The sequence below is a fragment of the Bacillus salipaludis genome (assembly GCF_030938565.1).
GTDB classification, from domain to species: Bacteria; Bacillota; Bacilli; order Bacillales; family Cytobacillaceae; genus Neobacillus; species Neobacillus salipaludis_A.
On the sequence record NZ_JAVGVR010000001.1, the window covers coordinates 1,686,884 to 1,706,896 of the forward strand.

The 20,013-nt window shown below is 37.0% G+C and carries 24 protein-coding genes and 1 pseudogene; 16 read left to right on the forward strand and 9 right to left on the reverse strand.

Annotated features, from left to right (window positions below):
- Positions 1–42 precede the first annotated feature (42 nt).
- Positions 43–231 (forward strand): sporulation YhaL family protein, encoded by a 189-nt coding sequence (locus RCG21_RS08210; RefSeq protein ID WP_133332732.1) that lies wholly within the window; start codon positions 43–45, stop codon positions 229–231.
- Between the two features lie 55 nt (positions 232–286).
- Here RCG21_RS08210 and RCG21_RS08215 read toward each other — a convergent pair whose 3' ends face one another.
- Entirely contained in the window at positions 287–1,162 is an 876-nt protein-coding gene (locus RCG21_RS08215; protein WP_133332731.1) for a peptidylprolyl isomerase, read from the reverse strand.
- Between the two features lie 194 nt (positions 1,163–1,356).
- Between RCG21_RS08215 and RCG21_RS08220 the strand changes: the two genes are divergently transcribed.
- On the forward strand, positions 1,357–1,452 hold the full coding sequence (locus tag RCG21_RS08220) for a YjcZ family sporulation protein (protein WP_081810749.1): 96 nt from the start codon (positions 1,357–1,359) through the stop codon (positions 1,450–1,452).
- An 87-nt stretch (positions 1,453–1,539) separates the two neighbouring features.
- Here the strand turns inward: RCG21_RS08220 and RCG21_RS08225 are convergent, their stop codons facing one another.
- Positions 1,540–1,719: a hypothetical protein gene (locus tag RCG21_RS08225; RefSeq protein WP_026574454.1), complete on the reverse strand. Its 180-nt coding sequence runs from the start codon at positions 1,717–1,719 to the stop codon at positions 1,540–1,542.
- A gap of 181 nt (positions 1,720–1,900) precedes the next feature.
- Between RCG21_RS08225 and RCG21_RS08230 the strand changes: the two genes are divergently transcribed.
- Positions 1,901–2,284: a DUF1878 family protein gene (locus RCG21_RS08230; protein ID WP_235824690.1), complete on the forward strand. Its 384-nt coding sequence runs from the start codon at positions 1,901–1,903 to the stop codon at positions 2,282–2,284.
- On the opposite strand, the gene RCG21_RS08235 is transcribed toward RCG21_RS08230, so the two are convergent.
- The 3 genes from RCG21_RS08235 to RCG21_RS08245 form a co-directional block, all read right to left on the reverse strand.
- Positions 2,281–2,853 carry an HTH-type transcriptional regulator Hpr gene (locus tag RCG21_RS08235; RefSeq protein WP_133332730.1) on the reverse strand — a complete coding sequence of 191 codons (573 nt, stop codon included), beginning with the start codon at positions 2,851–2,853 and terminating at the stop codon, positions 2,281–2,283. The two genes, RCG21_RS08230 and RCG21_RS08235, sit on opposite strands and share 4 nt — an antisense overlap.
- Before the next feature lie 344 nt (positions 2,854–3,197).
- The gene (locus RCG21_RS08240; RefSeq protein ID WP_133332729.1) at positions 3,198–3,728 is read right to left on the reverse strand and encodes a tryptophan transporter; all 531 of its coding nucleotides are present in this window, start codon (positions 3,726–3,728) and stop codon (positions 3,198–3,200) included.
- Positions 3,729–3,864: 136 nt separating this feature from the next.
- Positions 3,865–4,284, reverse strand: a complete 420-nt coding sequence (locus tag RCG21_RS08245) for an HIT family protein (RefSeq protein WP_133332728.1) — start codon at positions 4,282–4,284, stop codon at positions 3,865–3,867.
- Positions 4,285–4,875: 591 nt separating this feature from the next.
- Here RCG21_RS08245 and RCG21_RS08250 point away from each other — a divergent pair.
- From RCG21_RS08250 to RCG21_RS08260, 3 genes are all read left to right on the forward strand, one after another.
- Positions 4,876–5,616 carry an ABC transporter ATP-binding protein gene (locus RCG21_RS08250; protein WP_133332727.1) on the forward strand — a complete coding sequence of 247 codons (741 nt, stop codon included), beginning with the start codon at positions 4,876–4,878 and terminating at the stop codon, positions 5,614–5,616.
- Positions 5,609–6,820 (forward strand): ABC transporter permease, encoded by a 1,212-nt coding sequence (locus RCG21_RS08255; RefSeq protein WP_133332726.1) that lies wholly within the window; start codon positions 5,609–5,611, stop codon positions 6,818–6,820. Before RCG21_RS08250 ends, RCG21_RS08255 begins: the two co-directional genes overlap by 8 nt.
- Positions 6,821–7,061: 241 nt before the next feature.
- Positions 7,062–7,784, forward strand: a complete 723-nt coding sequence (locus tag RCG21_RS08260) for an EcsC family protein (protein ID WP_133332725.1) — start codon at positions 7,062–7,064, stop codon at positions 7,782–7,784.
- Positions 7,785–7,805: 21 nt separating this feature from the next.
- Here RCG21_RS08260 and RCG21_RS08265 read toward each other — a convergent pair whose 3' ends face one another.
- Both RCG21_RS08265 and RCG21_RS08270 read right to left on the reverse strand, forming a co-directional pair.
- Complete coding sequence (locus RCG21_RS08265) at positions 7,806–8,984, reverse strand: M20 family metallopeptidase (RefSeq protein WP_308913063.1); 1,179 nt, start codon at positions 8,982–8,984, stop codon at positions 7,806–7,808.
- A 48-nt stretch (positions 8,985–9,032) separates the two neighbouring features.
- Positions 9,033–9,203, reverse strand: a complete 171-nt coding sequence (locus RCG21_RS08270) for a hypothetical protein (RefSeq protein ID WP_165976149.1) — start codon at positions 9,201–9,203, stop codon at positions 9,033–9,035.
- 186 nt (positions 9,204–9,389) lie between these two features.
- On the opposite strand from RCG21_RS08270, the gene RCG21_RS08275 reads away from it, so the two are divergent.
- From RCG21_RS08275 to RCG21_RS08320, 10 genes are all read left to right on the forward strand, one after another.
- Complete coding sequence (locus tag RCG21_RS08275; RefSeq protein ID WP_133332723.1) at positions 9,390–9,755, forward strand: ArsR/SmtB family transcription factor; 366 nt, start codon at positions 9,390–9,392, stop codon at positions 9,753–9,755.
- The gene (locus tag RCG21_RS08280) at positions 9,752–11,887 is read left to right on the forward strand and encodes a heavy metal translocating P-type ATPase (protein WP_133332722.1); all 2,136 of its coding nucleotides are present in this window, start codon (positions 9,752–9,754) and stop codon (positions 11,885–11,887) included. The genes RCG21_RS08275 and RCG21_RS08280 overlap by 4 nt, the downstream gene beginning before the upstream one ends.
- 54 nt (positions 11,888–11,941) lie before the next feature.
- Positions 11,942–12,571: a class I SAM-dependent methyltransferase gene (locus RCG21_RS08285; RefSeq protein WP_133332721.1), complete on the forward strand. Its 630-nt coding sequence runs from the start codon at positions 11,942–11,944 to the stop codon at positions 12,569–12,571.
- Complete coding sequence (locus RCG21_RS08290; protein WP_133332720.1) at positions 12,568–13,071, forward strand: copper resistance CopC family protein; 504 nt, start codon at positions 12,568–12,570, stop codon at positions 13,069–13,071. The genes RCG21_RS08285 and RCG21_RS08290 overlap by 4 nt, the downstream gene beginning before the upstream one ends.
- Positions 13,072–13,424: 353 nt before the next feature.
- Complete coding sequence (locus RCG21_RS08295; RefSeq protein WP_133332719.1) at positions 13,425–13,622, forward strand: hypothetical protein; 198 nt, start codon at positions 13,425–13,427, stop codon at positions 13,620–13,622.
- 174 nt (positions 13,623–13,796) lie between these two features.
- Positions 13,797–14,735 carry a cation diffusion facilitator family transporter gene (locus RCG21_RS08300; protein ID WP_133332718.1) on the forward strand — a complete coding sequence of 313 codons (939 nt, stop codon included), beginning with the start codon at positions 13,797–13,799 and terminating at the stop codon, positions 14,733–14,735.
- 204 nt (positions 14,736–14,939) lie between these two features.
- Positions 14,940–15,602 carry a glutamic-type intramembrane protease PrsW gene (prsW, locus tag RCG21_RS08305; protein ID WP_133332717.1) on the forward strand — a complete coding sequence of 221 codons (663 nt, stop codon included), beginning with the start codon at positions 14,940–14,942 and terminating at the stop codon, positions 15,600–15,602.
- 266 nt (positions 15,603–15,868) lie between these two features.
- Complete coding sequence (locus RCG21_RS08310) at positions 15,869–16,606, forward strand: ZIP family metal transporter (protein WP_133332716.1); 738 nt, start codon at positions 15,869–15,871, stop codon at positions 16,604–16,606.
- A gap of 95 nt (positions 16,607–16,701) precedes the next feature.
- The gene (locus RCG21_RS08315; protein ID WP_133332715.1) at positions 16,702–17,004 is read left to right on the forward strand and encodes a hypothetical protein; all 303 of its coding nucleotides are present in this window, start codon (positions 16,702–16,704) and stop codon (positions 17,002–17,004) included.
- A gap of 136 nt (positions 17,005–17,140) precedes the next feature.
- Positions 17,141–17,464: an ArsR/SmtB family transcription factor gene (locus RCG21_RS08320; RefSeq protein ID WP_133332714.1), complete on the forward strand. Its 324-nt coding sequence runs from the start codon at positions 17,141–17,143 to the stop codon at positions 17,462–17,464.
- Between the two features lie 668 nt (positions 17,465–18,132).
- Here the strand turns inward: RCG21_RS08320 and RCG21_RS08325 are convergent.
- Together RCG21_RS08325 and RCG21_RS08330 are read right to left on the reverse strand one after the other, a co-directional pair.
- A pseudogene (locus RCG21_RS08325) lies at positions 18,133–18,354 on the reverse strand (hypothetical protein); the annotation flags it as partial.
- A 27-nt stretch (positions 18,355–18,381) separates the two neighbouring features.
- Positions 18,382–19,941 carry a recombinase family protein gene (locus tag RCG21_RS08330; protein WP_133332713.1) on the reverse strand — a complete coding sequence of 520 codons (1,560 nt, stop codon included), beginning with the start codon at positions 19,939–19,941 and terminating at the stop codon, positions 18,382–18,384.
- Between the last annotated feature and the right edge of the window lie 72 nt (positions 19,942–20,013).

Below are 20,013 nucleotides of genomic sequence, written 5' to 3' on the forward strand. Positions count from 1 at the left end.
TATTAAAAACATGGACAACCAATCGTGGAGGGAGTATTAAATATGTCTATTCCTATTTGGGTATTTGCAGTGGTAGCAGGAATCGTAATCAGTGCTTTAATGGCTATTAAGACCGGCAGGGAGGAACACCAGCTGGAAATGGAGAGTATTGAAAAGGAAGGGGAAATCTATCTAGAGCGCCTGGAAAAAGAAAAGGAACGGCGTGAAGGAGAAAAAGCGGCAGGAGTATAAGAAAAAGAAAGAGTGACTCACAAAAGTGGTCACTCTTCTTTTGTATCATTTAATATTATTGCTGTGGTGCAGCAGTTGTTGTTTCCGGTTTAAGAGCGTCTTTAAGGTCTTTATCACTAACAGTTACATCTGCAGCTTTTAATTCATTCTGCATTGCTTTATTAATGTCATCATTTGTTAATTTTGAGGATTTTACTTGATATTCAAGTTCTTTCTTCATTTGATCAAATGATTTTTTCTTTTTCTTGTCTGTAACTTGGATAATATGATAGCCAAACTGTGATTTAACCGGGTCACTAATTTCATTAATCTTTAGGGCATATGCTGCTTTTTCAAAGGCAGGATCCATTTTTCCGGTGCCAAACCAGCCTAAATCGCCGCCGTTTTGAGCGGAACCTGGGTCTTGTGAGTATTTCTTAGCCAGGTCTTCGAATTTTTCGCCGGCATCTAATTTTTTCTTAACCTCTTTTGCGGTTTTTTCATCGTTCACAAGGATATGACGTGCCTTAATTTCAGGCTGATATTTAGCGTAGGCATCTTTTAATTCTTTGTCAGTGACTTTGACATCTTTCATGGCCGCCTTTTCCTGCATCATGCCAACCTTCATGGTTTTCTTTAAGTCAGCTTCACTTTTATATCCATATTGTGCAAGTGCAGCCTCAAAATTAGACCCAAGCTGTTCTTTTAATTGTGCAACTTTGGCGTCCAATTCTTTGTTTGTAACGTTGTATTTCTTTGCAAGAACTTTTTCATAAACTAACTGCTGCAGAGCTTGATTCCCAATCTTGTCTTTCATGGCTTGATAAAGCTCTTCTTTTGTTACGTCTCCGACCTTGCTTTTTGCTACGGTATCAGATGACCCCGATTGATTACATGCACTTAATGCAATAACCCCGCCGGCTAACGTAAGGGCTAATAACCATTTTTTCACGATGAACCTCTCCTAAACAGTAAATTCTTGTGGCACACATAACTTGACCACAACCTATACTATAACATAAAAGGGAATAACAGCAAAAATTTAAGCCATGGAAGTTGGGCTTTTATCAGAAATTTTCATCGAGCCTAGTCGAAATGAGCATAGCCTGAATAGGATATCGTAATCGGCATGAAGGAGGGAAACATATGACAGGTGCAGCTGGTGGATACGGTGGAGGATTTGCGTTAATCGTTGTCCTTTTCATCTTATTAATTATCATTGGAGCGGCTTGGGTTTATTAAAAGCCAAAATTAAAAGCGATGAGATGTCTCATCGCTTTACTGTTTATGACGAATTTACTTACTCGTCATGCTGGAGATAAAAGAGTACTATGTATACAAAATCTCCACGTATGACGATACAAGTAAAATGGTAATGAGGACATTTATGGTCCGGAATACCTTATGCTGCCGATCTTCTGGAATTTCCTTTTGAATACAAAGGGAATTAGTCATTTTATTTACATAAAACAGGATAAAGATAGCAAAGACAATAAAAATGGAGATCATCAACGATTCCCTCCTTGTTGTTCATCAGTATACTCTTATTACAATATCAAAAAAAGTTAGAAAAAGATAGTCTAAAAGAGTGAAAGAAAAAAAGCCTTTGATATTTGAAACATAATTAAGCTAAAATGCTGTAAAGCCATAAAATAAAAAATTGTTTACCTTCTGGCAGAAAAGGTAAATAATGAACTTAAAAGTATTGATTTGGAATGAGGTAAATCCAGTGGAGAATCACGAATTACTAAATAAAATTCAGTTGCTTGAATATCATCAAAGACTTCTTCTAACATTAATCAACAATCCTAAACAGGATTTTTACAGGATGATCATTGAAAAAGGCCTTTCAGAGCAAGAAGTAAGGGAATTCATGCAAATTTGTGACGAATTGAGCATAAAAATGGAAGAACAAAAAGCGGAAGGATTTATTTATTTTCAACCGCTTTTTACCGAGTTTTTATATTTATTACCTGAAAAATTAGATAGTAAAGATGTAATTCGGGCTTGCTCTTCCCAGGGACTTTATTTACCGCTTATGAAGGAATTGAATAAATACATATACGCTGATTAGACTAGTTCTTGTTCTGATTTTGCTTTTCTTAGTTTGCCGTCTTGCTCCGTAAATTCACTTTCAATATTATGGAAAGAACGTTCGAAAATTTCCATGAAATCATCCCCGTAAATATTTCGAACAATTGCCATCATTTCAATAATATCGGGAAATTTCCCATACAAATCGCGTAGCGGTAGGGCACCTGTATATACGGCATTGCTGTTCGGTTCATATGTCTCCATCAATTGAAGCAAGATCTTTTCCCCTTCGACCGTTAGCTGGATATAGGTATTCCGTTTGTCGTTTTCCTTTTTCGAGAATTTGAGTAATCCTCTTTCTTCTAACTTCTTTGAAAAATTAAACGCTGTGGAGACATGCATAACTCCGAATTTTGCCACATCGGAAATGGAGGCACCGTTTAGATGATAGGCAATCCAAAGAATATGATGTTCATTAATATTTAAATCAAAAGGTTTTATCCACTGTTGCCAATCCTTCTCAATTGACTTCCACAAAGCTTTACTTAATTGAGCAATCCGCTGGCTAAAAAGCATCGCTTCTTTCATAGAATATTGTTTCTCTGACATCCCCAATTTCACCTACTTTTATATTTCTCTATTATCATTATGCCAATAAAATAAAAATTAATAAAGATATAAATTTACAAAATCTTTAGAAATTACAACAATGTTTCTAATTTTTTGATAATTTTTTTTAAAAAAAGGGTACGAAATAATTCTTATCCCTATTTTACGTGTTTTGTGGATTAATTCCAACCTTTTGAATATTCTATTTCTTAAAAAGTTTTTCCAGTAAGTTGATTACTATGTAGATAGAAAGCACAATACAATTGACAGATTATAGCGAGAACCATAAATATTATATAAAGAAAAGAACCCTTTGGGTTCTTTTCTAAATCGCAATCAAAAAATTATTTTTGAATAACAGACGGTGATGCCAATTTTGTTCTTTTTACAACTGATTGAGCAATTGGGAATAAAATCACCATAGCAACAGTATTTACAACAGTTGCAGGTAAAACAACTGCAGCAAAAAGTCCAACAAAAGGCCCAGGCAATCCAACAATTACTAAAGCAGACGATAAAAAGACAGTTCCAGATACTAATGTACCAAGGGCTGTTAAAACAGCAGCACTAATAACGGAATTCCGGAATTGCTTTAAAGCTGTAAATAAGCCAAAGAACACAGAAGCAGTGACAAGTTTGTCAATAATATTTGGAATTTGACCTCCTGGGAAACCAGTCGTTAATGCAGAAATAATTCCAGTAACAATGGCTAAAAGAAATACATTCTTAAACTCAGGAAATAGAATAATTCCTAAAAACATCATTAATAACATCATGTCCGGCTTCATGCCTAAAAATATTGGCGGAATCACCGCGTGTAAAACAGCCCCTATCCCTACTAGTAAAGCTAAAGCAACCAGATTCTTTGTATTCATTTCTCAACTCTCCTCTTCTAATCTCTGCTATTGGTTTCTCCTGCAGTGCACTCATTGCCTGCAGCGAAAAACTTGAAATCATTATACCACATTATCATTAAAATGATAAAGAAATAATTTTCAGAGAATTAAAAAATCAAAGGTGATTTTTGATTCCAGACGCCATTTCCTGCAGGATCGCAGGTGTGTAATCACTCTGGTTATTTTTCCATACCGCACCAAAACCATCACCTTTGCCATAGCGCGGAATTAAATGCATATGATAGTGGAATACTGTTTGTCCTGCTTGTTCGCCATTATTATTCACCGTATTTAACCCAACAGGTTCAAATTCCTGCTTTAAGGCCCTAGCAATTTCCGGGACAACTTCAAAGAGGTTTCGTGCAATTTCAGGTGTTAACTCGAATAAATTTTCTTTATGTATTTTCGGTATTATGAGAGTATGACCCTTTGTGACTTGGCTAATATCTAAAAAAGCCAGTACATGTTCGTTCTCAAATACTTTCGCGGACGGGATTTCACCATTAACAATTTTGCAAAAAATACAATCGCTCATTTTTCGCACAACCTTTCCAATATGTTTGTCTTATTTTACCATGGTGGGGGAGCAATACAAAAGAAAAGAGCAGAATCCGTATAGGATTCCGCCCTCTCGAAGGGGAATTGCTTCAATTGGAACGTTCATTTAGGAGTGTTCTTTGATAAACACCTCATTTGACCTTAGAGTGTTTTTATAAAGAATCATCATTGTTCAAGCTGACCATCCCCTATGTTGTTTTTATATGTTTTCCCAACTTATAAAAACAGGAAGCGATCTGCGGTAAACACCTCATTTGTTAGTTTATTTGTGAATAAACCTTGGTGTTATGAACTCAAAATGGTTACATGCACATTGTACAAAACAACCATCCCCTTATTTGAAACGAATAGAAGCTCACTTGTTTGAAAGGAAATTGTCTTTAACAGACACCTCATTTCAAGTTTTGATGAATTTCTTCATCGAAGTAAGTTATTTCCCCTTCGAATATTATGATAACCAGTTTGATGGCTTCTATACAAAAAAAGATAAAAAAATTGAATTTCTATTTTTATCGTGGTCAATTTGTTAAAATGAAAGGAAATATCATTCAATGGAAGGGCGTTGTACATGTCTTTATTAACGATTGAACACCTTGTCGGGGGATATACAAAAAACCCCGTTCTAAAAGATGTTTCATTTGAAGTAAAGGAAAAAGAAATCGTTGGACTTATTGGCTTAAACGGTGCCGGAAAAAGTACCACGATTAAACATATTATTGGATTAATGGAACCGAGAAGCGGTGAAATAAAAATTAAGGGTCAAATTTTTACGGAAAATAAAGAAGCATATCGAAAATTGTTTACCTTTGTTCCGGAAACCCCCATATTATATGAAGAACTTACATTGGATGAACATTTGCGGTTAACCGCTATGGCTTATGGTCTTAATGAAAAAGAGTATAAGTCGAGGGTGGCACCATTGCTTTCTGAATACCGAATGGAAAAACGTCTAAATTGGTTTCCAGCCCATTTTTCAAAAGGAATGAAGCAGAAGGTTATGATTATGTGTGCCTTTTTAGTTCAGCCCGCACTTTATATTGTCGATGAACCATTTGTGGGATTGGATCCGCTTGGTATCCAATCACTACTAGATATGATGAAAAAAATGAAAGAAAACGGGGCAGGAATTCTCATGTCGACCCATATCCTTGCCACCGCTGAGAAATATTGCGACCGGTTTGTCATCCTCCATGAGGGGAAAATCAGGGCAAAGGGGACCTTGGCTGATTTACGTAAGGAATTTTCCATGCCGGATGCGTCTTTAGATGATTTGTATATTCAATTAACAAAGGAAGAAAAATATGTTTGATGAAAAAAGTCTTTGGAATCAGCGTTTTGGACACCGGCTTAAGGATTTAGGAAGTTATCTGCGCTATATTTTTAATGGTCATCTTGTAATTGTCTTGGTATTTTTAACAGGGGGGGCCGCTTTTTATTATCAGAAATGGATTGAGAAGCTGTCGGCCGGTTTCCCCGCCGAGCTGATTATCGCTGTAATAATTGGGCTTTTTTTAACCTATAGTCCTGTTTATAATTTTTTGCTGGAAGCAGACCGGGTTTTCCTGCTGCCTCTTGAAACGCGTCTTCGGGATTATTTTTTGCGGTCGGGGATTGTCAGCCTTGTTTTCCAAGGATATATTCTCCTAATGGTTCAAGCTGTTCTGATGCCCATGTATGCCCATGTAAGTACTAATGGTTTTCATTCTTTTTTACTGTTTTATGCAGTGCTATTGATTATTAAAGCATGGAACTTAGTGGTAAGCTGGAAAATTCACTATTTTGTTCAGCCCTCGATTTACCGTTGGGACATGGTTGTGCGCTATTTTATCAATGCTGTTTTTACCTTCCTGCTATTTAAACAAGCTAATTTCGTGATCCTATTAGTTATGGTGTTGGTGATGGGATTCTACTATTGGTCGTTTCGGGCTCGGACAAGAAAGCTCGGGTTGAAATGGGACTTGCTGATTGAACAGGAAGAGAAAAGAATGGCTGCTTTTTACCGGCTTGCAAATCTGTTCACAGATGTTCCGAAGTTAAAGGATACGGTAAAAAGAAGGAGATGGCTCGATCTTTTCTTGAAGAGAATCAGTTTTATTCAAAAAAATACTTATTTATTTCTATTTTCACGGACGTTTTTGCGTTCCTCAGATTACTTAGGTCTGTTTATTCGCTTAACAGTCATTGGAGCTCTCGCCTTGTATTTTATTTCGTTTGGTTTTGGGCAAATTGGCTTGGCCGTTTTATTCCTATATTTAACCGGTTTTCAGCTGCTGCCGCTTTGGAATCATCATCAAAACAAACTCTGGGTGGATCTTTATCCGGTTGCAGCGCAAGACAAGACAAATGCTTTTCAGTCGTTATTGATGGTTATTCTGGTGCTACAGGCCTTCCTGTTTGCTTTATTTATTTTACTAAAAGGGGAAATTGTAATCGCAATGCTTGAACTCGCAGCAGGACTAGTGTTTTCATACTTGTTTGTTTACCTTTATAGTAGGAAGCGGGTAAAGGCTTGATAGGTGATGGGATGTAGTGGAAAGTATCTGGCAACGTGGAAAGTAAAAAAGACTCATTGAAAAGTATTTCAGTAAAAATGGAAAATAAATCCATTAAAATTGCAAATAAAATCCTTACTAACTCGAAATTGCTCTTTACAGGAAAATTTAAGGATCGTGTCTACCGTCAACCCAAGAAATGAAACCTTTTTAATGAGAATTTCGTAAAATACTTTAAAGGCTCATTAAAGGTTGTGTTTTCATGAATGATTACGAATTAAAGGTTTATGATGAGGTAGCGGATTGGAAATTTAAAATCACGAAACGCTCGGGTATGGTCAGTAGATTTTCGAAAAAAGCGCAGGGGAAAATTAACGGATTGATCCCTGAAAAAGTTCATCAGGTCGTCACTGAGAGCATCAAAGCAATGGTGAAAACCACATTATTTGGTTCACAAATGACTACGAATAAACTTCAAGCAAACGGTCTTTCCCTAAAAGAACGGGATGAATTAATGGGCAAGAAAACAGCAGCCTTTCAAAAAACAGCACTTATTGAGGGAGCGGGAACTGGTGCGGGCGGAATCCTACTAGGACTTGCTGACTTTCCATTGCTGCTTACAATCAAAATGAAATTTCTTTTTGAGGCAGCTTCAATTTATGGCTTTAACACAAATGAGTATGAAGAAAGGCTGTTTATTCTTCATGTTTTTCAACTGGCATTTTCAAGTGATGAGGTCCGAAGGGAAACCCTTAAGAATATCGAAAATTGGGAGGAGCGAAAGCAGGTTCTTATCGAAATGGATTGGCGCAAGTTTCAGCAGGAGTATCGTGATTACATCGATTTTGCCAAAATGCTGCAGCTCGTACCGGGAATCGGTGCTTTTGTCGGTGCCTATGCCAATAACAATCTCCTCAAGCATTTAGGTGAAACAGCAATGAATGCCTATAGGTTGCGGGTATTAAAAAAAGCCCCTGAACTATAAAAAAGGTTCAGGGGTTAACTATTACTCTTGGTTATGAATTCGAATAGCCGCTGTACCTAGTGTTTTAGCAGCAATGAGCATTGCTTTTTCATCAATATCAAATTTAGGATGATGGTGCGGAGCCGGTTTTTCGACTCCTTCCGGTTTTGCCCCGGTGAAAAAGAACGTACCCGGTACCCTTTCCAAATAATAGGCAAAATCTTCACCACCCATTTGCGGTTCCGTTTCCTCAATCATTTGGACCTCCGGAACCTCTTCAGCACAGGTAATAAGAAAATCTGTTTCCTTTGCATGATTCACAACAGCCGGATAGCCTCTTTCGTATAAGAATTCGTAACTGCTATCAGCCAGGTAACACGTTCCATGAATGATTCGATCCATTTCTTTTTCAATAAACGATCGAACATCTTCGTTAAATGTCCTCACCGTACCGACAAGCTTTACTTTATCCGCTATGACATTAAAGGCGTTTTGGGCAGTAAAAGAACCAACCGTCACAACAGCAGAATCTACCGGATTTACTTTTCTGCTGACAATTTGCTGGAGATTTATGACGAGCTGGGATGCGGTAACAATTGCATCTTTTGTTTTGTGCGGCTGGGCACCATGCCCGCCCTGACCTTGGATATCAATTTCAAACCGATCGGCTGCAGCCATGATTGGGCCTGTTCGATATTGAATTTTACCAGTAGGCTCACTAGCCCATAAATGTGTGCCAAAAATAACATCTACACCCTCTAAGCAGCCATCTTCAATCATCGAAATAGCCCCGCCCGGTGCGTATTCTTCTGCATACTGATGAATGAATACATAATTACCGGCTAATTCATCCCGAAGTTCATTTAAAGCTTTTGCGAGAAATAACAGTGTTGCTGTATGACCATCATGTCCGCATGCATGCATAACTCCGGGAACGGTTGATTTATATGGAACATCCTTTTCATCCTGGATTGGCAAGGCATCAAAATCTGCCCTTAATGCAACGGTCTTTCCTGGATTTTTTCCATAAACCTTGGCGACCACTCCATTGCTGCCGATCTTTCCTTTTACCTCAATTCCCAGTTTTTCATAAAAATCTTGAATGAATTTTGCTGTTTGATACTCTTTAAAAGATAATTCTGGATGCTGATGCAAATAACGGCGAACTGTAACCATATCATCATAGTAACCTTCCAATTTAGCAAAAAGCTTATTAAGCATGAAACCCCTCCAAGATTTTTAATTTTTAAAATAGTAACTATTTTTATACTATTTTACCACTCTTTCATAAATATGTAGAATAATTGAAAAAGAGGCCGGTTCAGCCGGCCTTTTTAAGTAGCCGATTTTCTTCCAGATACCATCCTTCCACGGGTGATTTGCCATTACGACAATGGCATCATATTTTTCATGTTTAATCCCTTCTATGATCCTTTTCATTTCATGTCTTTTCTCAAGGCTCTACCCTGTTACAATTTTTTCAAATGTATGGTGGGGAAAGGGAGCACGGGCTACGTGTGAAAATTTTCCATATTTTCAAATAACATTCAAATAATCGTTTGACCAACTGGAATTAATTGCATATACTAATAATCAAACAGATATTTGAATATAGGTGGTGAAATGATGAAACACGAAGATATATGTGAGGTAACCTGTGTCGATGAAGATAAGGTGAAACGAGTTAAGGAATCAGTTTCCAACCAAAATACATCGGCAGTATCACAAATATTTAAAGCATTATCCGATGACACCAGGATTAAAATCGCCTATGCCTTAAGTGTAGAAGACGAATTATGTGTATGCGATGTTGCCAACATCGTTGGCAGCACGACGGCTACTGCATCTCACCATTTACGACTGCTTCGTAATTTAGGGTTAGCGAAATATCGTAAAGAGGGAAAATTAGTTTTTTATTCCTTAGATGATGATCATGTCAAACAATTGATTCAAATCGCTTTTGAGCATCAAAAGGAGGTGAAAAACACATGAGTGACGCTTTAGAAAAAACACAAGAAAAAGCTGTTTACCGAGTGCAGGGATTCACCTGAGCAGGCTGTGCGACAAAGTTCGAAAAGAACGTACAACACCTGGATGGTGTTGTGAATGCGAGTGTTAATTTTGGAGCATCAAAACTTACGGTTTATGGTGAAACAACTATAGAGGAATTAGAAAAAGCAGGGGCTTTTGAGAATATAAAGGTCATTCCTGAAAAACAAAGATTTGAAGAGAAAAAAGAACCTTTCTTGAAAAGACATTCAATGGTTATTACTTCATTTGTTTTTCTGTTCATTGGATGGTTTTCAGGGCAAATCAATGGTGAAGAGAGCATCTCATCGATACTAGCGTATGCCGCTGCAATTTTAGTGGGTGGTTATCGTCTATTTATCACGGGATTCAAAAACTTATTCCGTTTAGAATTTGATATGAGAACGCTAATGACTATCGCTGTTATCGGTGCTTCAATCATTGGTGAATGGGGCGAGGGGGCAACAGTAGTCATTTTGTTTGCCATCAGTGAGGTTTTAGAGACTTACTCTATGGATAAAGCAAGAGAATCGATTCGTTCGTTAATGGATATTGCTCCAAAAGAAGCCTTAATCAGAAGAGGTAATCAAGAGTTTGCCGTAGAAGTGGAAGATATTCGAATTGGCGATATTATGATCGTCAAGCCAGGACAGAAAATAGCCATGGATGGAATCGTAGTTAAAGGGGAATCTTCTGTAAATCAAGCTGCGATTACGGGGGAATCCGCCTATGTTTCTAAAAAGATCGATGGAGAAATATATGCTGGAACGTTAAATGTGGATGGACTACTAGAAGTCAAGGTCACGAAGCATGTGGACGATACTACCATTGCAAAGATCATACATTTGGTTGAGGAAGCACAAGCAGAAAGGGCTCCATCTCAAGCATTTGTAGATCGTTTTGCCAAGTATTACACACCAGTTATCATGTTGATTTCATTGTTGGTTGCTGTATTACCACCATTGTTATTTGATGCAGATTGGAGTAAGTGGATTTATCAGGGGTTGGCAGTGCTAGTCGTTGGATGTCCATGTGCACTTGTTATTTCTACTCCAGTATCGATTGTTACTGCCATCGGAAATGCTGCTCGAAATGGTGTCCTTATTAAAGGTGGAATTCATTTAGAAGAAATGGGTGCAATAAAAGCCATTGCCTTTGATAAGACTGGAACCTTAACATACGGAACTCCTGTTGTAACGGACTACATTTCATTGCCGAATATAGATGCTAAGGAATTGCTTACCATTATTGCAGCCCTTGAAAATGGTTCGCAACATCCGCTTGCTTCAGCCATCATGAAAAAGGCGGAAGAAGAAAAACTCCCTTATCAGAATCCTTCTGTTGAGGAATTCACCTCCATTACAGGCAAAGGGATCAAAGGAAGAATCAAGGAAAAAATGTATTATGTGGGCAGCCCGAATTTATTCGAGGAAATTTTAACAAATGGAATTCCATCTCACCACAAAGAAATGATTTCTGGGATGCAAAATCAGGGAAAAACAGTCATGGTGGCAGGAACTCCAAATGAAATATTGGGACTTTTTGCAGTGGCTGATGAAGTCAGAGGAAATAGTAAGACCGTAATTCAGAAACTTCACTCATTAGAGATTCAAAAAACCATTATGTTAACGGGTGATAACAGAGGAACAGCAGATGCGATTGGGAAACAAGTAGGAGTATCTGATATAAAGGCAGATTTGTTACCTCAAGATAAATTAACCTATATTAAAGAACTGCGAAATCAATACGACCGAGTGGCAATGGTTGGGGATGGTGTGAATGATGCACCCGCTTTGGCTGCATCCACTGTTGGTATTGCCATGGGTGGAGCTGGAACGGATACGGCATTAGAGACGGCTGATATTGCTTTAATGGCGGATGATTTAAGTAAACTTCCATTTACGTTAAAACTAAGCAGGAAAGCCTTATTTATTATCAAACAAAATATTACTTTCTCTTTAGGGATTAAAATTTTGGCCCTATTGTTAGTGATTCCTGGTTGGTTAACCCTTTGGATCGCGATTTTTGCCGATATGGGTGCAACGCTTATAGTCACGTTAAATGGGTTAAGACTTCTCCGAGTGAAAGACAAATAGCAGTGGCTTCCCATTATGTAAATGGGAAGCATTTTTTTGTGGGAGGAGATAAATGTGAATAATGGTTGGAATCGATTTATTTATAAATGTTGGTCGCCGATTTATGATCGCTTTTTTAATTCAGGGTTGTTCCTGAAGGCTAGAAAAGAAATATTTAAAGATATTTCTCTTGAAAAGGGCAGTAAAGTTCTTTTTGTAGGGGTCGGTACAGGTGCCGATATTCCATTCTTCTGGGGCAAAGGTTACGATATAACAGCGATTGATTATTCTGCTGATATGTTAAAAGTGGCAAAAGAAAAGTTTCCTGACTCTTCCGTTACTTTCCTTGAAATGGACGCACAGAAGATGGATTTTCCTGATGACTCCTTCAATTTTGTTGTCGCCAGTTTAATTCTTAGTGTAGTACCCCATCCAGAAGAATCATTGAACGAAATTATAAGGGTATTAAAGAAGAACGGTACGTTCCTAATATTTGATAAATTTGCCCCTAAGACCAAAAAAATAACTCTGAAACAAATTCTCTTACGTCCAGTGGTTAAATTACTTGGGACGGATATAGGATTAGACTTCTATGAGGTTCACAAAATTTTTGAAAATCAATACAAATTAATACAGGATAAAAATGTTATGATGAATGGAATGTATAGAAAAATCATTGGGGTTAAGAAAGGAAAAGGGAATTGAAAAAATTATTATTCTTATTAATCACTCTATTGGTGATGATTCCTACCATCGCCAGTGCACATACTGAGTTAACTTCCCCTACTCCTGCTGCGAATCAAGTGGTGAAAGAGGACCTAAAAACAATTGTCCTTACATATGAAGGAAAGATAGAATCTTTAAGTACAATGGATTTAATTAAAGACGGGCAAAAAATTTTTTTCGTTAGTGTCACGCCAAAAGATAATCAAATGATTGGCACATTATCAGCACCACTTGAAAATGGATCTTATACGATCCAATGGAGTATTGCGGGTGCACACGGTCATCCAATAAAAGGCGAAATTCCCTCTAAAGTACAAAAGGAAGTTAAAGCAGAGCAAAGGCTGAAACAAAGCAATCAGTATGGACAAATGCTCCTTTTAAAGCACATTAGCATTATTCCTGTTCTCATATTTGCCTTTATTAATGGCGTTCTTTCAAGAAAATCTATAAAATTACCTTCCTTTAATCCACGCCCTTAGATTAGAGGGGAGAGCATGATCATCTTCATTGTTTTTTATATTACTGCTGTGATGAATTTACCGTCAAGTCGGAAGGTGCATCCAAGTGGGTGGAATGGCTTTTAGGGAAAAATATCCTTTCAACCTTACAAATGCAATTTTCACCATCATTTCAATCGGTATTATTAATCGTTCTTTCGATACTATTTTTGTTACTGATTTTGTTCAGCTTCAAACAGAGGAGACCTATTATAGCAGTAACATTTGGAGTGATTTTTATCATTGCTATCTATATGGGCCTGATGCTATCACTGTCCATTTAAATTTTAGAAGTTAGATGGACGAAAGAAATAAACAATTTAGGATGTGGCAAGGTGAAACGAGCTATTTATGTGATCATCACTATGATAATTGTATCAGTATTGGCGACATGGGTACTAGGAAAATATCATTCCGAAGTTCCATTTCAAACGCGTATGCTGATTACGGCTGGAGGGGTACTCTTATCAGGCATACTGACCATTTTCATGTCGAGGAAAGATGTTGGACATGTGGAAACAAAGTTGAAGTAAAGACTGATTCTTTCAGTCTTTTTTTATGTTACTTTATTGACAATATGCTCATATGTGCATATATTGAATTTATCATATTTATAAAACAATCAGAAAGGGTATTGAATGATACAGCAACTTAAAATATAGAACGAACATGCTTGTCATAATAAATTTAAATGAGGAGAGATAGAGATGGGACATCATCACAGTCATGGGCACGATCATGGACATCACCACGGTCACGGGCATTCGCATGCCCCTGCAAATTATGGATTTGCATTTGGTTTTGGAATTATCTTGAACACGATATTTATTATTGTTGAAATTATCTACGGTATCATAGGGGATTCATTAGCATTACTAGCTGATGCAGGGCACAACATAAGTGATGTCCTGGGGTTAATAATTGCCTGGATCGCCGTTTGGCTAGGGAAAAAAGCTCCTACTAAAAAGCGGACATATGGATTTAAAAGAAGTTCCATACTAGCCGCTTTATTCAATGCAGTTTTCTTACTGGTAGCCATCGGTGCTATTGCATGGGAAGCCATACAACGTTTTTCTTCACCAGCACCAGTTGCAGGAAAAACAGTGATTATCGTAGCAATCGTAGGAATCGTGATTAATGGCTTAACAGCATTACTTTTTATGGCTGGAAGAAAAAACGATCTAAATATCCGTGGAGCTTTCTTGCATATGGCTGCTGATGCCTTAGTTTCACTTGGGGTAGTCGTTGCAGGGGTTGTTATCCTTTGGAAGGGATGGCAATGGATTGACCCTCTCGTAAGCCTTGTAATTTCCATCGTCATTTTCTTTGGCACATGGGGTTTGTTAAAAGAGTCTATTAACTTATCATTGGATGCGGTACCAGAAGGAATAGATATTCATAAGATTAAAGAATATCTAAGTGGATTACCTACAATTTTAGAAGTTCATGACCTGCATGTTTGGGGAATGAGCACGACAGAAGCTGCCTTAACGGTTCATTTAATTCGGTCTGAAATTGATGATAACGATGAACTGCTTCAAAAATTAACAAAGGAATTGCATGACCAATTTGGCATTGAACATGCGACTATCCAAATTGAAAATGGCACCTATAACTGTTCCTTACAACCTGAGGGTACGATATGACTTCTTATGCAGAGCAGCGATTTCCATTAGGATATTGCTGTTTTTTGCAAGCTAATGGAGTTTTTATAGCGGTCCTAAGGGGTGAATTGGGACTAATTAAACATACCGCTTCAGGAAAGTTCATTATGTAAGTTTTAGAATCAGAAAGAAACTAATATATAATTAGTATGAGATATTGATAATATGTAATGGAAGGAGTTAGATATGTTAGCCATAATACTAGCTGGGATTGCTCCAGGCTTAGCATTATTAAGTTATTTTTATTTAAGGGACAAGTATGAACCTGAGCCATTGTCATTGGTAATCCGTACCTTTTTATACGGTGCCTTACTAATCTTTCCAATTTCATTTTTTGAATATGTAATAGAAACAGAAAACCTTATCACAGCCAAAACTGATACCGTTTTGTTTTCTTCTGGAATACTTGAGGAAGTTTTAAAATGGTTGGTTCTTTATTTTATTGCCTATCGGAACGCAGAATTTGATGAACCTTTTGATGGGATTGTTTATGGGACATCCGTCGCTTTGGGGTTTGCAACTGCTGAGAATATTGTATATTTAATGACAAATGGGGTAGAAATCGCTCTTAACCGAGCTTTGTTACCTGTACCTAGCCATGCATTATTTGGGGTTATGATGGGGTTTTACATGAGTAAAGCAAAATTTACAAAAGGAAAGAAACTATTCTGGATCTTTATATCGTTAATGGTTCCTTCCGTATTGCATGGAGTATTTAATTATTTATTATTAAATGAAGATTCATGGGTAATGACGATGATTCCATTTATGATTTTCTTATGGTTGTTAGGAATGAAAAAAGTACGAAGGGCAGAATTTCTTAGTATGAACCATTTTAATAAGCAGTAAAGCATAGAAAAGGGCTGATTTTAAACTAAGTTTTATGGAAGGTTAATTATATTGTAAAACTTTGTTCATAGGTTATTAATAATTAATGGGTAAAATAAATCATGCAACTAGGACAATTTGCAAACTTTTCAACCAACCCCTTCTTTAAAGATTCGGTTTTCACCGAATCTTTTTTATTTTAGCAAGCTTTGAAATCAATGCCCTCGTCTAAGCATACAGCTATTAGCATATGTTGAAATGTAAAGGTTTTAAAGAGGGGGAACTGAATGATTGAAGAAATAAAGGTAAGTTCATATGTAGCATTGCTTATTTTTGCTGCGCTGTATCTTGGTGGAAGTTCAATCCAATTCATGTTCCTTTTCTTTAAAAGAAATACTATGTCTTTACAGATTCTTTGTGGAGGATTCTTATTAGGATTATTTACATTTGAATTACTTCCAGAGGCATTTAGCCGTTTTAATATAATAGGTATTTTAACAGGAATTTCAATAGGTATTTTTATTATGATTTTAATGGAAGTTCTCTTGCATAAAAATCGATTTCTTCATAAGTTCCATGAAGATACGATGTATTTGTTATTCCTTGCTTTACTCATCCATAGTATACCGACGGGAATGACTTTTGGCATGAGCTTACACGCAGGACAAGCGATAAATTATGGTTTATTGCTTGCTTTTATCCTCCACAATATCCCAGAAGGTATGATAATTATGGCATCAATTCCCTTTACTAAAGATAAAAATAAATTATTCATCATTTTTTGTATCGCTCTTTCCATTATGATCGGAATCAATATTTTTATGGGTTTAAATATGAGAATGGATTCAATAAAGTGGAATACAGTCATAATGGGGATATCCATCGGAACAATTGGGTATGTCGCGTTCTATGAATTGCTTTGGAAAAAATCGAAAAATCTCCCCAAAGGGAAAGTAGTTCTATTTGTTGTCATAGGAATGGTAGGTATGCATTTTTTCTTGCGTTTTCTTCCTTCTCACCACTAATTATACTTGAACCAGTGGAAGCGAGTAGTGATTAGAATAAACGAATGGTACTGTGAAAAACTAGGAGGGTAGGAAAATTACAAGGAGGAATTTTTTTGACTCACTTCACAGACCATCATCATACGGGAGAGACAGTATCTGAAACAGGAACTTACATTTGTTCTACTGGTGAAAAAAAAGAACTTCATCAGGGGAATACATTTCCAGAATGCCCATCCACGGGAGGCTCTACAACCTGGACTCATGCAAGTCATACTCATAGAACTGGAGAAACGGTTATGGAATCAGGACATTATATAGATGCAGACGGAGAACATGTAGCCCTTAAACAAGGTGAAAAATTTCCACGTTGTCCTTCCACAGGGGAATCAGTTACATGGACGCATGAACAACAATAGATAGAAACGAAAACAGTCCAAATTTTTATATAGTTGGACTGTTTTCGTTTTACAACCATTTTTGGATTTGACAATATGTACATATGGACATATATTGAGGTTGGCATATTACATTAAAAATAAGGAAGGGTTGTAAATGAATCCGGAAGAAGAGGGGAAAAAGAAGATTAGCTGCTTAAATGAAGAAACACTTTTTATTGTTTCTCAGACGTTCAAAGCACTATCGGATAACACAAGAATTAAAATTCTTTATTTGCTGTCTCAAAAGGAATGTTCAGTAAATGAAATTGCTGAGGTTTTAGAACTTCACCAATCTACTGTTTCCCATCAATTGAGTTTTTTGAAAAATTTACGGCTTGTAAAGTTTAGAAGAGAAGGGACAACGGTTTTCTATTCAAATGACGACCAGCACATTATTAACCTCTTACAACAAGCGATTGATCATGCTTGTCACGATTAGTGTTTTTTTAAAAGGAGAGTTTTACATTTCACATAGTCATCATCACGGTCATGATCATGACCACGGAGATGTATTCTATACTCATGCACCGATTGGAAAAATGAAACTTGCTTTTTTCCTTACCTTAATCATTCTCACGCTACAATCCAAATGGAAAACGAGGAGCACCCTCATGATGAATCTGCGGTTTGCTCTACTACTGGACATCAACATGAACACCAACATTAAGAACGATTTAATTACTAGACAAAAAGGCGAATTCTATTAGGGAATTGCTGTTTTTTATAGGTGAGAAGAGACTATTATACCTAACATGTCAACTCCTTATTTTGAGTCAAGTCATCCTATCTTTCAGCTTTCATATGCAGTCGTGCTTTTATTAAATTTACAAGTTGATAAAAAGAAACGGGGGAGTTTGTCAATCCGTTATGGCTTACGTGTGGTGGTTGTACCCTATGTAGTTCTTGTACCATAATAATAAAATTAATTTAACCTTGCCATGTAATGGCAAGGTTTTTTGCTCAAACGATTGTAACTTGTAGCAATAAATCTATCAAATATTTTTATGCTCTGAAAAGCTTGAGCGAAAAGGGATTGAAAATATGAAATTAATTCACAAATGTAGCATAATTGAAAAAGAGGCCGGTTCAGCCGGGCCTCTTTCATTCTTAAATTAAAAACATTGCTACTATTGTTGTGACAACTAAACCTACTAACACAGGGATAAGGTTTCGTCTTGCCAGTTCAAACGGGTCAACATTACAAATGGCAGCAGCAGGGATTAGCGCCCACGGGACAAGGGTTCCGCCCCCTACCCAAATGGCCGCAATTTGCCCAAGAGCAGTAAGCGTTGCTGCACCTTTGCCAATTGCGATTGCAAACAGATGAGCTTTTGCAACTTTTAACTATGGAAATTTTTATTGGAAAAAGGGGAGGTTTAATACAACGTTCAATTCAAAATCCGACCTTGTACCTTTTGTTCTATGGGTAATGGTTAATTCCACACAATCGAAAATAAAATGTAAGAGTTCATTCTGGAATGGAGGTTCTAATGATTCAAGCGTTTCCAACACACTTCCGATTTTACTTTGGAATTCGGCAACATTAATCGAAAAAGGGATATCTTTTGCCTCAGATTGTTTTTGTATCCCGACTATCTTGACTTGGATATCCTCCATTTGCTGGACATATTGATTGTTTTTGCTCTGGTATATATCTTGGTCGATAATGCCTCTCTCCGCATAGTCATCATAAAGGCGAAGACGAAGTTTTTTTAGTTTTTCTAATCGCTTTTGGAGTTCTTCAACTGCTAATAATGAATGATCTTCCTGTTTCGGAACAGAAACATTTTCCTGGATTTTTTCCAAAAGAAGTTTTTCATCTAATTCTTCAAAGTTTTCTAAAATATCGATTATTCGTTTCAGAACACGTTCATAAGAAATATTTCCTTGGCAACAGGAGAGCATATAAAGGGCGTAGGATTTTTTTTCACCCTTGACATTGGTATAATAACTTTTCGTATGTTTTTTAGTCATATTCTTTCCACAGACAGAACACTTTACCAATTTGCTTAAAGGATGAATTCTTTTATAGAGATAGGGGTCATGTTTTACTTTAATGGATTGGATCCGTTCCTGAGCGCTTTTGAATAGTTCCTCATCAATCAAATGGTCATCCATTTCAGCAACCGTCCACTGCTCTTTAGGTTGCAGCTTTACTTTATTTCCCTTTAATTTAGTTTTGCCGAAGATCGAAAATCCTGCATACTTTTCATTAGTTAAAAGTCTTTTGACGGTTGTTTTCAGCCATTGTTTTCCTCCAGGAGAAGGAATTTGCTGTTGATTTAGCAAATCAGCTATTCGCTGATAACCAAAACCATCTTCTGTATACCATTTGAAAATTTGTTCAACGATCTCTTTTTCGCCTTCTTTTGGAATAAGTGTTTTAGTTTTGGCATCCAATTGAAATCCATAGGGAATAGGCCCACCTATAAAAAAACCTCTTTCAGCTGCAGCCTTTCTTCCAGATAACATCCTTCCACGGATGATTTGCCATTCTTCATGGAATAAAAAGAGTTCCATCCGTAACATTCGAAGGTCATTTTCATCTGTGCAATTGATAACGCGGTCAGGCGTAATGATAAGAATCTCATTTTGGGTCAAAAGTTCATATAAAATACCAGCATCCTTTTGGCTGCCACGGCTTAAACGGGAAATGTCTTTTACCACAATGGCATCATATTTTTCTTGTTTAATCCCCTCTATGATCCTTTTCATTTCATGTCTTTTTTCAAGGCTGGAGCCAGTAACAATTTCTTCAAATGTATGGTATGGAAAGGGAGCATCCTTTAAAAAGTTTCGCATGAGTATCCGTTGTGCTTGTAGGGTATCTTCATTGGTTAATTTCTCTAGCTTTAAATCTTGACGGCTTTTCCTTAGGTACAAGGCTGCGAAGTTTACTTTCCTTGGAAGTCTCATACACTTTCTCCTTCCTTAGCTAGTACCACTATACATAAACCATTAGCGAAATAAAGATAATAATAGCTTCAT

Excerpts from the sequence above, each read along its gene's own strand:
- RCG21_RS08310 (WP_133332716.1), top strand. The coding sequence starts at position 15,869 with ATGATTGAAGAAATAAAGGTAAGTTCATATGTAGCATTGCTTATTTTT.
- RCG21_RS08330 (WP_133332713.1), bottom strand. The coding sequence starts at position 19,941 with ATGAGACTTCCAAGGAAAGTAAACTTCGCAGCCTTGTACCTAAGGAAA.
- RCG21_RS08300 (WP_133332718.1), top strand. The coding sequence starts at position 13,797 with ATGGGACATCATCACAGTCATGGGCACGATCATGGACATCACCACGGT.
- RCG21_RS08270 (WP_165976149.1), bottom strand. The coding sequence starts at position 9,203 with ATGAAAAGGATCATAGAAGGGATTAAACATGAAAAATATGATGCCATT.
- RCG21_RS08230 (WP_235824690.1), top strand. The coding sequence starts at position 1,901 with ATGAACTTAAAAGTATTGATTTGGAATGAGGTAAATCCAGTGGAGAAT.
- RCG21_RS08265 (WP_308913063.1), bottom strand. The coding sequence starts at position 8,984 with ATGCTTAATAAGCTTTTTGCTAAATTGGAAGGTTACTATGATGATATG.
- RCG21_RS08235 (WP_133332730.1), bottom strand. The coding sequence starts at position 2,853 with ATGTCAGAGAAACAATATTCTATGAAAGAAGCGATGCTTTTTAGCCAG.
- RCG21_RS08320 (WP_133332714.1), top strand. The coding sequence starts at position 17,141 with ATGAATCCGGAAGAAGAGGGGAAAAAGAAGATTAGCTGCTTAAATGAA.
- RCG21_RS08260 (WP_133332725.1), top strand. The coding sequence starts at position 7,062 with ATGAATGATTACGAATTAAAGGTTTATGATGAGGTAGCGGATTGGAAA.
- RCG21_RS08240 (WP_133332729.1), bottom strand. The coding sequence starts at position 3,728 with ATGAATACAAAGAATCTGGTTGCTTTAGCTTTACTAGTAGGGATAGGG.
- RCG21_RS08250 (WP_133332727.1), top strand. The coding sequence starts at position 4,876 with ATGTCTTTATTAACGATTGAACACCTTGTCGGGGGATATACAAAAAAC.
- RCG21_RS08275 (WP_133332723.1), top strand. The coding sequence starts at position 9,390 with ATGAAACACGAAGATATATGTGAGGTAACCTGTGTCGATGAAGATAAG.
- RCG21_RS08255 (WP_133332726.1), top strand. The coding sequence starts at position 5,609 with ATGTTTGATGAAAAAAGTCTTTGGAATCAGCGTTTTGGACACCGGCTT.
- RCG21_RS08245 (WP_133332728.1), bottom strand. The coding sequence starts at position 4,284 with ATGAGCGATTGTATTTTTTGCAAAATTGTTAATGGTGAAATCCCGTCC.
- RCG21_RS08220 (WP_081810749.1), top strand. The coding sequence starts at position 1,357 with ATGACAGGTGCAGCTGGTGGATACGGTGGAGGATTTGCGTTAATCGTT.
- RCG21_RS08225 (WP_026574454.1), bottom strand. The coding sequence starts at position 1,719 with ATGATCTCCATTTTTATTGTCTTTGCTATCTTTATCCTGTTTTATGTA.
- prsW (WP_133332717.1), top strand. The coding sequence starts at position 14,940 with ATGTTAGCCATAATACTAGCTGGGATTGCTCCAGGCTTAGCATTATTA.
- RCG21_RS08210 (WP_133332732.1), top strand. The coding sequence starts at position 43 with ATGTCTATTCCTATTTGGGTATTTGCAGTGGTAGCAGGAATCGTAATC.